Source organism: Mesorhizobium sp. WSM4850, from assembly GCF_055811735.1.
The window spans coordinates 149,936-161,878 of the sequence record NZ_JBVVPV010000002.1; the positions used below are offsets into that span (position 1 = coordinate 149,936).

Below are 11,943 nucleotides of genomic sequence, written 5' to 3' on the forward strand. Positions count from 1 at the left end.
GCATGACAACGAAACTACTGACGGCACTTCTTCTCGGCACCAGCATTCTCGGCTCGGCCGGAATGGCCTATGCCCAGGACGTAACGCTCAACATCGAAAGCTGGCGCGGCGACGACCTTGCCATCTGGAAGGACAAGCTGATCCCGGCTTTCGAAGCCAAGAACCCCGGCATCAAGGTGGTGTTCGCGCCGTCGGCGCCGACCGAATATGACGCCGCGATGGGCGCCAAGCTCGCCGCCGGCTCGGCGGGCGACCTGATCACCTGCCGCCCGTTCGACAAGTCGCTGGAGCTGTTCAAGAAGGGCAATCTCGCCGATATCTCGACGCTGCCCGGCATGGAGAATTTTTCCGACGTCGCCAAGGCCGCCTGGCAGACCGACGACGGCAAGTCGAGCTTCTGCGTGCCGATGGCTTCCGTCATCCATGGCTTCATCTATAACAAGGACGCCTTCGACCAGCTCGGCATCAAGGTGCCGACGACCAATGAGGAATTCTACGCCGCGCTCGATAAGATCAAGGCCGATGGCACCTACATCCCGATGGCGATGGGCACCAAGGACCTCTGGGAAGCCGCGACAATGGGCTACCAGAACATCGGCCCGAACTACTGGAAGGGCGAGGAAGGCCGCACCGCGCTGATCAAGGGCGAGCAAAAACTGACCGACCCGCAGTGGGTCGCGCCGTTTGCCGAACTCGCCAAATGGAAGCCCTATCTCGGCGACGGCTTCGAGGCGCAGACCTATCCGGACAGCCAGAACCTGTTCACCCTCGGCCGCGCCGCCATCTACCCGGCCGGCTCGTGGGAGATCGGCCTGTTCAACACCCAGGCGCAGTTCAAGATGGGCGCGTTCCCGCCGCCGGTGCAGAAGGCCGGCGACACCTGCTACATCTCAGACCACACCGACATCGGCATGGGCCTCAATGCAGCGTCGAAGAATGCGGATGCAGCCAAGACCTTCCTGACCTGGGTCGCCTCGCCGGATTTCGCCACCATCTACGCCAACGCGCTGCCGGGCTTCTTCAGCCTGAACAAGACGCCGGTGAAGATGGAAGACCCGCTGGCCCAGGAATTCGTCTCCTGGCGCGACAAGTGCAAGTCGACGATCCGCTCGACTTACCAGATCCTGGGCCGCGGTACGCCGAACCTCGAAAACGAGACATGGGTTGAATCGGCTAACGTCATCAATGGCACCGATACGCCGGAAGCTGCCGCCAAGAAGCTGCAGGACGGCCTCGACAGCTGGTATAAGCCGGCGAAGTAAGAGCGCAGATAGAAGCAAGGCCGTCGCAAGTGGACGGCTCTGCTTTTTTCGATAGCATCGACTGCAACCGACGGCGCCGCCCCTCATCCGCCTGCCGGCACCTTCTCCCCGTATAGTGACGGGGAGAAGGGAGAAGCTCCGGCGCTGACGCCCCCCTCTCCCTGTCTTTCACGGGGAGGGTAAGGGTGAGGGGCAGCGCTGCCGTCGCAAGCATCGCAAGAACCTGATCGGCGGGGACCGAACGCATGGCCGCAGCACCGAAACGACCGTTCCGCTGGCATATCGTCGTCTTCCTGGCGCCGGCGGTGCTGGTCTATTCCGCGATCATGATCCTGCCGCTGGCCGGCACGCTACGGCTCTCGCTGTTCCGCAACATAGACCAGTCCCAAATCTTCGTGGGGCTGGCAAACTTCCGCACGCTGTTCGGCGATCCTAACTGGTCCGTGGGCTTCTGGAACGCTCTCCGGAACAATGTCTGGTTCTTCATCATCCATATGATCGTGCAGAATCCGATCGGGGTGCTTTTGGCCGCACTGCTGTCCAGCCCGCGGCTGAGATTCTCCGCCTTCTACCGCACGGCGATCTTCGTGCCGACGATCCTGTCCTTCGTCATCGTCGGCTTCGCCTGGAAGCTGATCCTGTCGCCGCTGTGGGGCGTGGCGCCGAACCTGATGGATCTTGTCGGCCTCAAAAGCCTGTTCACGCCGTGGCTCGGCAAAGAAGAATATGCGCTGACCACGCTCAGCCTGATCTCGGTGTGGCAGTTCGTCGGCATCCCGATGATGCTGATCTATGCGGCATTGCTGTCGATCCCAGAGGAGGTGATCGAAGCCGCCGAATGCGACGGCATCACCGGCATGTCGCAGTTCTGGAAGATCAAGCTGCCGCTGATCCTGCCGTCGATCGGCATCATCTCGATCCTCACCTTCGTCGGCAATTTCAACGCCTTCGACCTGATCTACACCGCGCAAGGCGCGCTGGCCGGCCCGAATTATTCGACCGATATCCTCGGCACCTTCCTCTACCGGGCCTTCTTCGGTTTCCAGCTGCAGGTCGGCGATCCCAACATGGGCGCGGCGATCGCCACGATGATGTTCCTGATCATTCTTGGCGGCGTCTGCGTCTACCTGTTCCTCGTCCAGACGCGCCTGCGTCGCTATCAGTTTTAGGGGGCCGATATGTCGAGCTTGAATACCCCCCTCTGGCCTGCCCTCTTTGCCACCACTTGGCATCTCCCCCTCAAGTGGGGAGATTGGCAGCTTCAGCCCGGCGACTTCTCTTGCAACGTTGAAGAGTGGCGAAAGCAATGCTGCAGTCCAATCTCCCCCCTTGAGGGGGAGATGTCCGGCAGGACAGAGGGGGGCGCCCTGGCGCCATCCTTTGGAAATGCAGCTCGTCAGGAGACTTTCCAATGAGCACGGCAACCCACTCCCTGCCCCGCACCATCGGCGCCCATGCGGTGCTGTTGACCTACACGGTGATCGCGCTGTTTCCGGTGATCATCGTCATCATGAATTCGTTTAAATCCCGCGCCGGCATCTTCGGCGCGCCGTTGACGCCGCCGACCCCGAAAACCTTCGACCTGATCGGCTACACCACCGTCATAGGCCAGGGCGATTTCATCCACTATTTCCAGAACAGCCTTGTCGTCACCGTCGCCTCGCTGTTCTTCGTGCTGCTGTTCGGCGCGATGGCCGCCTTCGCGCTGTCGGAATACCGCTTTCGCGGCAATTCGCTGATGGGGCTTTATCTCGCGCTCGGCATCATGATCCCGATCCGCCTCGGCACCGTCGCTATCCTGCAGCTGATGGTGGCGAGCGGGCTGGTCAACACGCTGACGGCGCTGATCCTGGTTTATACGGCGCAAGGCCTGCCGCTCGCCGTCTTCATCCTGTCGGAATTCATGAAGCAGGTGTCCGACGACCTGAAGAATGCCGGGCGTATCGACGGTCTGTCCGAATATACCATCTTTTTCCGGCTGGTTCTGCCGCTGGTCAGGCCATCGATGGCGACGGTCGCCGTCTTCACCATGATCCCGATCTGGAACGATCTGTGGTTTCCGCTGATCCTGGCGCCGTCGGAGGAAACCAAGACGGTGACGCTCGGCGCCCAGCTGTTCCTCGGCCAGTTCGTCACCAACTGGAACGCGATCCTGGCCGCACTTTCGCTGGCGATCATGCCGGTGCTGATTCTCTACGTCATCTTCTCGCGGCAGCTGATCCGCGGCATTACTTCCGGAGCCGTCAAATGAGTGATGGTCGAGGGATTATCGTACAGGCCCTCGTCGAGACAGCGAGCCGTTATGGATTTCGAGGCGTTCGCGCCGCGAATTTCTACCGCGAATGGCCGGAGACCATCTGCTTGCTAAACCTTCAGAAGTCTTCCTGGGGGCCGCAGTTCTATATGAACGCCGCAGTCTGGTTTACGCGGCTTGGGAAGGGACGCCGGCCGAAAGAATACAACTGTCACATTCGTTGGCGCGTCAATTCCCAGATGGAAGACGAGCAGTCGAAGGCGTTCACCCTGGCGCTCAATCTTGAGCATCCCTTGCCTGACGATCAGAGGCTTTCACTGATTAAGGACGGAGTCGATGGCTATGGCTTCCGACTTTTATCCCGCTGTGACAGCGAAGCAGCGGCTTTGCGGGTCGCAGATGAATGCGAGCCACAAGTGATGGTGGCACTTGTGGCCCGCAAGCAAGAAAAGGCAGATCGACATGGCTGAACCTCTTCGTATAGTCGTCGCCGGGCTCGGCAACATGGGCCGCAGCCATGCGCTGGCCTATCACACCAATCCGGGCTTCGACATCGCCGCACTTGTCAACCGCTCGGATGTGCCGCTGCCGGCCGGGCTTTCCGGCTATGGCATCAGGCGCTCCTTTGACGAGGCGCTGCGCGACGAGAGACCTGATGTCGCCTGCATCGCCACATATTCCGACAGCCATGCCGACTATGCGGTGAGGGCATTCGAGGCCGGCTGCCATGTCTTTGTCGAAAAGCCGCTGGCGACGACAGTGGCGGATGCGAAACGCGTCGTTGCGGCAGCAAAGGCCAACGGCAAAAAACTGGTGATCGGCTACATCCTGCGCCATCACCCGTCCTGGATCAGGCTGATCGCCGAGGCGCGAAAACTGGGCGGTCCTTACGTGTTCCGCATGAACCTCAACCAGCAATCCTCCGGCCATAGCTGGGAGACGCACAAGCAATTGTTGCAGACGACGTCGCCGATCGTCGATTGCGGTGTGCACTATCTCGACGTGATGCTGCAGATTACCGATGCCAGGCCGGTCGAGGTGCGCGGCATGGGGCTGAGGCTGAGCGACGAGATTGCGCCCACGATGTACAATTACGGGCACCTGCAGGTGCTGTTCGACGATGGTTCGGTCGGCTGGTACGAGGCCGGCTGGGGACCGATGATCTCGGAGACGGCCTTTTTCGTGAAGGACGTCATCTCGCCCAATGGCTGCGTGTCGATCGTCATGAAAGAGGGCGTCAAATCCGACGACATCGACACCCACACCAGGACCTCGACTATCCGCCTGCACAGCGCGGCGACCGGCGCGGACGGCAAGTTCGCCAAACCGGACGAGATGCTGTCGATGGAGGGTGAGCCCGGCCATCAGGATCTCTGTGACCTCGAACAGGCTTTTCTGCTCAAGGCGATCCGCGAAGATCTGGATCTCTCCCGCCACATGGACGACGCGGTGAAGTCGCTCGCCGTCTGCCTTGCCGCCGACGAGAGCGTGCGCAGCGGAAAGGCGGTGCAATTGTGACAGGGGAATTTTCGTCAGGGATTGCGCTCTACAGCGCCCCCACATTCCAATCCGGAGGAACGCCGTGGGCTCGCTGAATATCGAGAATGTGAAGAAGGCGTTTGGGCCGGTCGAGGTGCTGAAGGGCATCAACCTCGAAGTGACCGACGGCGAATTCGTCGTCTTCGTCGGCCCCTCCGGCTGTGGTAAATCGACGCTGCTCAGGGTCATCGCCGGACTGGAGGATTCGACCTCGGGCCGTGTTGTCATCGACGGCGCGGACGTCTCCGCCACCCCGCCGGCCAAGCGCGGCATCGCCATGGTGTTCCAGACCTACGCGCTCTACCCGCATCTGACGGTGAAGAACAATATGGGCCTCGGCCTCAAGCAGGCAGGCACGCCGGCGGCCGAGATCGACCGCCGCATCGGCATCGCCTCCTCGATGCTGTCGCTGGAGCCCTATCTGGCCAGGCGCCCGGCCGAGCTGTCCGGCGGCCAGCGCCAACGCGTCGCCATCGGCCGCGCCGTGGTGCGCGAGCCCAAGCTTTTCCTGTTCGACGAGCCTTTGTCCAACCTCGATGCCGCACTGCGCGTCAACACCAGGCTGGAGATCGCGCAACTGCATCGCCGGCTGAAGGCGACGATGATCTACGTCACCCACGACCAGGTCGAGGCGATGACGCTGGCCGACAAGATCGTCGTGCTCAATGCGGGCAGGATCGAGCAGATCGGCGGACCGATGGAACTCTACAATGCGCCGGCGAATGAGTTCGTCGCCGGCTTCATCGGCTCGCCGAAGATGAATTTCGTCGACGGCGCCAGGCTTGGCGAGACGGCCAAGACCATCGGCGTCCGTCCCGAGCATTTGACCGTCGATGCGAAATCCGGCGCCTGGAAAGGCACGGTCGTCCATGCCGAGCATCTCGGCGCCGACACCAACCTCTATCTCGACTGCGAAAAGGCCGGGCTGATCACCGTGCGCATTTTTGGCGTCTACAACGCCGAGCCGGGCGCCACGCTCTACGCGACGCCGGATCCGGCGAAGACTTATCGGTTTGGAGCGGATGGCAAGGTGCTGAAGTAGCGCGCCCCTTTCTCCTTCTCCCCCTGTGGGAGAAGGTGGATCGGCGCGCAGCGCCGAGACGGATGAGGGGTGTTGGACGGAGTGCTGTCGGTGCCAAGCTGGAGCACCCCTCATCCGACCGCTTCGCGGCCACCTTCTCCCACAAGGGGAGAAGGCAGAGCGCCGCTACTCGTCCGCCTTGAACGTCTGCTTCTGCATGCCCAGCCCTTCGATGCCGAGCTCGACGACGTCGCCGGGCTTTAGGAACACCGGCGGCTTCATGCCCAGCCCGACGCCTGGCGGCGTGCCGGTCGAGATGATGTCGCCAGGATGCAGCGACATGAACTGGCTGAGATAGGAGACCAGATAGGCGACGCCATAGACCATGGTCTTGGTCGAGCCGTTCTGCATCGTCTTGCCGTTGACCTTCAGCCACATCGGGATGTTCTGCGGGTCCTGGATCTCGTCCTTGGTCACCAGCCACGGGCCGATCGGCCCAAAGGTGTCGCAGGACTTGCCCTTGGTCCACTGGCCCTGGCGCTCGGCCTGGAAGGCGCGCTCGGACACGTCGTGCGCGACGCAGTAGCCGGCGACATAATTCAGCGCCTCGGCCTCGGTGACGTATTTCGCGGTTTTGCCGATGACCACGCCAAGCTCGACTTCCCAGTCGGTCTTGACCGAGCCGCGCGGGATCAGCACGTCGTCGTCAGGCCCGACGATGGCCGAGCTTGCCTTCATGAAGATGATCGGCTCCGGCGGCACGGTGGCGCCGGTCTCGGCGGCGTGGTCGGAATAGTTGAGGCCGATGCAGATGAATTTGCCGGTGCCGGCAACGCAGGCGCCGATGCGCGGATTGCCGGAAACCGCCGGCAGCGATTTCGGATCGAGCTTCGACAATGTTTCGAGCGATGCCGGGTCGAGCGCCTTGCCGGCAATGTCGGTGACATGGGCGGAGAGATCGCGGATCGTTCCATCCGCATCGAGCAGGCCGGGGCGTTCACTCCCCGCTTCGCCATAGCGCAGCAGTTTCATTCTTTTTCTCCTGATTGCGACCCAGAGGCCGTTTGCAAACTGGCTCCGCTGCGGCGAATGGCGTCGTTTTTGAGAACCGGAGCGGAGCGTACTTAAAGTACGTGAGCCTAGGCAAGCGCAGAAAACCGCGCTAGGCGCCCGAGAGTTTTCAAATGGCCTCCTAGATCGACCAGCCACCGTCGATATTATAAGCCTGCCCCGACGTATAGGTGGCGCCGGCCAGATAGACGGCGAGATCGGCGATTTCCTCTGCTGTGCCGAGGCGGCCCATTGGCTGGCGGGCGATGAAGGCGGCGCGGGCAGCCTCGTAGTCGCCTTGCGCATGCATGCGGTCCTCCAGCGACGGGCTTTCGACCGTGCCCGGGCAAATGGCGTTGCAGCGTATGCCCCTGCCGACATAGTCGGCGGCGACCGATTTGGTCAGGCCGATGACCGCCGCCTTGGTCAGCCCATAGACGAAGCGGTTGGGCACGCCCTTGGTCGAGCCGGCCAGCGACGCCATGTTGATGATCGAGCCGTCGCCGCGCTCCAGCATGCCGGGCAGCACGGCGCGGATGGTGCGGATCATCGAGCGGACGTTGAGATCATAGGCAAAATCGAGATCGGCGTCCTTCATCTCGAGGATCGGGCCGGAGTGGACGAAGCCGGCGCAGTTGAACAGCACGTCGACAGCGCCGATCTCGGCAAAGGCGTTCTCGACCGCCTCGTCGTTCAGCACGTCGAGCTTGCGGGTCTTGATGCCGGCCGTTTTGCCGAGGTCGGCGAGCAGCACCTCGTTGATGTCGGTGGCGTGGACGACAGCGCCCGCCCTGGCGAAAGCCAGCGCGCTCGCCCGGCCGATGCCTTGTGCCGCCGCCGTGACGACAACGATCTTGCCTCCCAGATCCGCCATGCTTTTTTTCTCCTTGTGGCCGCCCGGGTGCCTAGGGCGGCAAATGTTTTTTCTCGGTAAAGAACATCTTTTAGCCCGTCAAGCCCGGCGCCGAGGCAGCGTCTTTCTCCCCGTCACTATGCCCGGCAGGGCAATGAGGGGCGGCGCCGACGTCGACAATTGCAATCTCCACACCGGCTCACCTTTTCCGGGCGTCGGCGCTGCCCCTCACCTGCCTGCCGGCATCCTCTCCCCGTATAGTGACGGGGAGAGGGGCGCTGTCATCGATGGTTTCGCCAATATCCAACGTTGCAGAATGTGCGCCGAGGCTGCGGCCAGCCCTTTCTCCCCGTCACTATACGGGGAGAAATGCCCGGCAGAGCAATGAGGGGCGGCGCCGACGTCGAGAATCTACACACGCTCAATCGCCGTAGGGCACCCAGACGTTCTTGACCTCGACGGCACGGCGCAGCAAGGCATCGCCGGCGGCCTCGGCCGACGCCCAGTCGAGGCTGCGGCCGTTGCCGGTCCAGACGCGCTTGAGATTGCCGACGGAGTCGGCTTCGGCCCTGGCGCAGGTCTCGGCATCGGCGAACAGCCAGAGCCCGTCGACATCGTCATGCCTGGCCAGCACGCCGGCGAGCTCGGCGGTGCGGCCGGTGACGATGTTGATGGCGCCGGCCGGAACGTCGGAATATTCGATGACCTGGTAGAGATCGGTGGCCAGCAGCGGATATTTTTCCGACGGCACCGCGACCACGGTGTTGCCCATGGCCAGCGCCGGCGCCACCAGCGAGATCAGGCCGAGCAAAGGCGCATTGTCGGCTGCCACGATGCCGACGACGCCGACCGGCTCATGCAGCGCCAGCGTGACGGCGCGGGCCGGCGGCTGGTGGACGCGGCCCTCGAACTTGTCGGCCAGGCCGGCATAGAGGAACAGCCGCTCGATCGATTGCTCGACCTCGTCGCGCGCGGCCTTGGCGGTGGCGCCGGTGAGCTCCGTGAGGCGCGCCGCAAATTCGTCGGCACGGCCGGACAGGTTTTCGGCCAGATAATACAGCACCTGGCTGCGGTTATAGGCGGTCGCCTCCGGCCAGGCCTTGCAGGCACGTGCAGCCGCGACGGCATCGCGAACATCCTTGCGGCTGCCGAGACCGACCTCGCCGGCAAGCTTGCCCTTGGCGGTGGCGACGGCAAGCGAATAATTGCCGTCCGGCCTGACCTGCTTGCCGCCGATGAACAGCTTTGCCGTGCGGTCGATGGCGTCGCCTTCCGCCCGCTCGACAGGATTTGTCGTAGCCGGTGCCGGCTTGATGGTGGGGCCGAGCGGCAGTTTTGCCGAGAGATATTCGAGCATGCCCTCGCGCCCGCCTTCGCGGCCAAAACCGCTCTCGCGATAACCGCCGAAGCCGCAGGCGGCGTCGAACATGTTGGTGCCGTTGACCCAGACGACGCCGGCCTTCAATTGCGGCGCGACGTGCAGCGCGAGGTTGACGTTCTCGCTCCACACCGAGGCGGCCAGCCCGTAGCGCGTGTTGTTGGCGAGCTCGACCGCTTCCTCGGTGTTGCGGAAGCTCATGGTCGCCAGCACCGGGCCGAACACCTCTTCCTGCGCCAGGATGTTGGCCGGCGAAACGCCTGTCGCCAGCGTCGGCAAATGGTAATAGCCGGAGGACGGCAGCGCCACGTCCGGCTGCCAGCAGACGGCGCCCTGTTTGGCGCCTTCGGCGACCAGGCCCTTGACGCGATCGAGCTGGGTCAGGTCGACCAGCGGCCCGATATCGGTGTTCTTGTCGAGCGGGCTGCCGACGCGCAGCCGGCTCATCCGCGCCTTGACCTTGGCGATGAAGGCCTCGGCGATGCCCTCCTGCACCAAAAGGCGCGAGCCGGCACAGCAGACCTGGCCCTGGTTGAACCAGATGCCGTCGACCAGTCCCTCGACGGCGCTATCGAGGTCGGCATCCTCGAAGACGACGAAGGCCGACTTGCCGCCAAGCTCCAGCGATATTTTTTTGCCCGACCCGGCAGTGGCCTTGCGGATGATCTTGCCGACCTCGGACGAGCCGGTGAAGGCGATTTTTTGGACGCCGGGATGGTTGACGATGGCCCCACCTACCTCCGGCCCGCCGTGGACGATGTTGACGACGCCCTTCGGCACGCCGGCGCGCTCACAAATCTCGGCGAACAGGATGGCGGTAAGCGGCGTGAACTCGGCCGGCTTCAGCACCACACTGCAGCCGGCGGCGAGCGCCGGCGCGATCTTCCAAGCCAGCATCAGTAGCGGGAAATTCCAGGGGATGATCTGGCCGACGACGCCGACGCCCTTCTGATCCGGAAAATCCCTGTCCAGCGCCTGCGCCCAGCCGGCATGGTGGATGAAATGGCGGATGGCCAGCGGCACGTCGATGTCGCGGCTTTCGCGGATCGGCTTGCCGTTGTCGATCGATTCCAACACCGCAAACAGCCGCTGGTGACGCTGCATGGCGCGGCCGATTGCGTAGAGCACTTTGGCCCGGCTGTAGCCGGAGCTGGCGCTCCATTTCGGCAGCGCTTTTGTCGCGGCCGAAACCGCCGCGTCGATATCGGCAGCTCCGGCATCCGAGACCTTGGCCAGCAGTTTGCCGGAGGCGGGATCGCTGGTGTCGAAGGTCTTGCCGTCGCCGGCTGCCTTCCAGTCGCCGCCGATGAACAGCGCTTTGGAAAAATCGCGAGCGGCAAGCCAGGCATCGGCTTCATTGCGGGCCTCCGGCGCCGGACCGTAGTCCATGTCGTGATAGCGTTCGAGAATGTTCATGGAGCGCTCCCGATAGTCACGCCATCGCGTGGCGATGATTGGCCGAATAATGACCGGTCAAATGATGCTCGAGCTGGCGCTCGATGTCGGTCAGAAGGCTCGACGCGCCGAAGCGGAACAGGTCCGGCTCCACCCACCGCCGGCCAAGCTCTTCCTTCATCAGCACCAGCCAGTCGAGCGAAGCCTTGGCCGTCGAAATGCCGCCGGCCGGCTTGAAGCCGATGAGGTGGCCGGTCTCCTCGAAATAGGCGCGGATGGCGCGCACCATGGCAAGGCCGACCGGCAGCGTCGCGTTGACGCTTTCCTTGCCGGTCGACGTCTTTATGAAATCGGCGCCGGCCATCATCGCCACCATTGAGGCGAGCATGACGTTGCGCAGCGTGGCGAGGTCGCCGGTGCCGAGGATGACCTTCAGATGCGCCTCGCCGCAGGCGGCGCGCATCGAGACGATCTCGTTATAGAGTTCCTGCCATTTCGCTGCAAAGACCAGGCCGCGCGGAATGACGACGTCGATCTCGTCGGCGCCGTCGCTCACCGAAGCTTCGATCTCCTGCAGGCGCGTCGAAAGTGGCGTGAGGCCGTGCGGGAAGGCGGTGGAAACGGCGGCGACATGGATGCCGCTGCCGCGCAGCGCATCGACGGCGGTGGCGACGAAGGGGTGATAGACGCAGACCGCCGCCGGGCGGATCTTTTCCCCAGCAATGCCGAGGCCTTCGACGATGTCGCGGCGGAACGGATTGGCCGCCTTGGCGCAGAGCCGGCGCACGCGCTCGTCGGTGTCGTTCGAGTTCAGCGTGGTCAGGTCCATGCAGGCGACGGCGCGCAGCAGCCAGGCGGCCTGGTTGTCGGCCTTGATCGAGCGCCGCTTGGTCAGGCTGGCGACACGCCGTTCCAGCGCCGAGCGGTTGACGCTGCGCATCGATTCCATGAAGCCGAGATCGAGCTTCATGCCGGGGTTGCGGGCAATGCCGTGCGCTTGCGGCGCCGGCGCATTGGCGGCGGCGCGCGCCGGCAGCGGCATGATCTTCGAAGGTCCCAATCTGTCGGCACTAAGCTCGGCTTCGCGGCTGGTGCTGCTCATCTCCTGCCCTTTCGTTCGACGACTTGTGCCGAAGATAGCCCGTGAAGCAGCGCTTCACGAGTCCTTCAGGCGGTCATAACGGAAAAAGC

General features: G+C 63.4%; 10 protein-coding genes. 6 read left to right on the top strand and 4 right to left on the bottom strand.

Going from position 1 to position 11,943, the window contains the following annotated elements; all coding sequences use genetic code 11:
* Positions 1-2: 2 nt before the first annotated feature.
* The 6 genes from AC0L2Z_RS03705 to AC0L2Z_RS03730 all read left to right on the top strand — a co-directional run bounded on the left by AC0L2Z_RS03705 (position 3) and on the right by AC0L2Z_RS03730 (position 6,097).
* Positions 3-1,262, top strand: a complete 1,260-nt coding sequence (locus tag AC0L2Z_RS03705) for an ABC transporter substrate-binding protein (RefSeq protein WP_091591882.1) — start codon at positions 3-5, stop codon at positions 1,260-1,262.
* A gap of 245 nt (positions 1,263-1,507) precedes the next feature.
* Complete coding sequence (locus AC0L2Z_RS03710) at positions 1,508-2,431, top strand: carbohydrate ABC transporter permease (RefSeq protein ID WP_473626742.1); 924 nt, start codon at positions 1,508-1,510, stop codon at positions 2,429-2,431.
* 242 nt (positions 2,432-2,673) lie between these two features.
* Positions 2,674-3,513, top strand: a complete 840-nt coding sequence (locus AC0L2Z_RS03715) for a carbohydrate ABC transporter permease (RefSeq protein WP_023801468.1) — start codon at positions 2,674-2,676, stop codon at positions 3,511-3,513.
* Positions 3,510-3,986 (top strand): DUF4304 domain-containing protein, encoded by a 477-nt coding sequence (locus AC0L2Z_RS03720; RefSeq protein ID WP_473626744.1) that lies wholly within the window; start codon positions 3,510-3,512, stop codon positions 3,984-3,986. Before AC0L2Z_RS03715 ends, AC0L2Z_RS03720 begins: the two co-directional genes overlap by 4 nt.
* On the top strand, positions 3,979-5,034 hold the full coding sequence (locus AC0L2Z_RS03725; protein WP_473626745.1) for a Gfo/Idh/MocA family protein: 1,056 nt from the start codon (positions 3,979-3,981) through the stop codon (positions 5,032-5,034). Before AC0L2Z_RS03720 ends, AC0L2Z_RS03725 begins: the two co-directional genes overlap by 8 nt.
* Before the next feature lie 64 nt (positions 5,035-5,098).
* The gene (locus AC0L2Z_RS03730; RefSeq protein ID WP_023801470.1) at positions 5,099-6,097 is read left to right on the top strand and encodes an ABC transporter ATP-binding protein; all 999 of its coding nucleotides are present in this window, start codon (positions 5,099-5,101) and stop codon (positions 6,095-6,097) included.
* A 165-nt stretch (positions 6,098-6,262) separates the two neighbouring features.
* Here the strand turns inward: AC0L2Z_RS03730 and AC0L2Z_RS03735 are convergent, their stop codons facing one another.
* From AC0L2Z_RS03735 to deoC, 4 genes are all read right to left on the bottom strand, one after another.
* Positions 6,263-7,108, bottom strand: coding sequence for a fumarylacetoacetate hydrolase family protein (locus tag AC0L2Z_RS03735; RefSeq protein WP_023801471.1), 846 nt, complete (start codon positions 7,106-7,108; stop codon positions 6,263-6,265).
* Positions 7,109-7,268: 160 nt separating this feature from the next.
* Complete coding sequence (locus AC0L2Z_RS03740; RefSeq protein WP_473626746.1) at positions 7,269-8,000, bottom strand: SDR family oxidoreductase; 732 nt, start codon at positions 7,998-8,000, stop codon at positions 7,269-7,271.
* Positions 8,001-8,400: 400 nt separating this feature from the next.
* Positions 8,401-10,773 carry an aldehyde dehydrogenase family protein gene (locus tag AC0L2Z_RS03745; RefSeq protein ID WP_473626748.1) on the bottom strand — a complete coding sequence of 791 codons (2,373 nt, stop codon included), beginning with the start codon at positions 10,771-10,773 and terminating at the stop codon, positions 8,401-8,403.
* A gap of 16 nt (positions 10,774-10,789) precedes the next feature.
* Entirely contained in the window at positions 10,790-11,854 is a 1,065-nt protein-coding gene (deoC, locus tag AC0L2Z_RS03750; RefSeq protein ID WP_473626749.1) for a deoxyribose-phosphate aldolase, read from the bottom strand.
* Positions 11,855-11,943: the final 89 nt, after the last annotated feature.

Coding starts and splice junctions, on each gene's coding strand:
- AC0L2Z_RS03725 (WP_473626745.1), top strand. CDS start 3,979: ATGGCTGAACCTCTTCGTATAGTCGTCGCCGGGCTCGGCAACATGGGC.
- AC0L2Z_RS03745 (WP_473626748.1), bottom strand. CDS start 10,773: ATGAACATTCTCGAACGCTATCACGACATGGACTACGGTCCGGCGCCG.
- AC0L2Z_RS03740 (WP_473626746.1), bottom strand. CDS start 8,000: ATGGCGGATCTGGGAGGCAAGATCGTTGTCGTCACGGCGGCGGCACAA.
- deoC (WP_473626749.1), bottom strand. CDS start 11,854: ATGAGCAGCACCAGCCGCGAAGCCGAGCTTAGTGCCGACAGATTGGGA.
- AC0L2Z_RS03705 (WP_091591882.1), top strand. CDS start 3: ATGACAACGAAACTACTGACGGCACTTCTTCTCGGCACCAGCATTCTC.
- AC0L2Z_RS03715 (WP_023801468.1), top strand. CDS start 2,674: ATGAGCACGGCAACCCACTCCCTGCCCCGCACCATCGGCGCCCATGCG.
- AC0L2Z_RS03710 (WP_473626742.1), top strand. CDS start 1,508: ATGGCCGCAGCACCGAAACGACCGTTCCGCTGGCATATCGTCGTCTTC.
- AC0L2Z_RS03735 (WP_023801471.1), bottom strand. CDS start 7,108: ATGAAACTGCTGCGCTATGGCGAAGCGGGGAGTGAACGCCCCGGCCTG.
- AC0L2Z_RS03720 (WP_473626744.1), top strand. CDS start 3,510: ATGAGTGATGGTCGAGGGATTATCGTACAGGCCCTCGTCGAGACAGCG.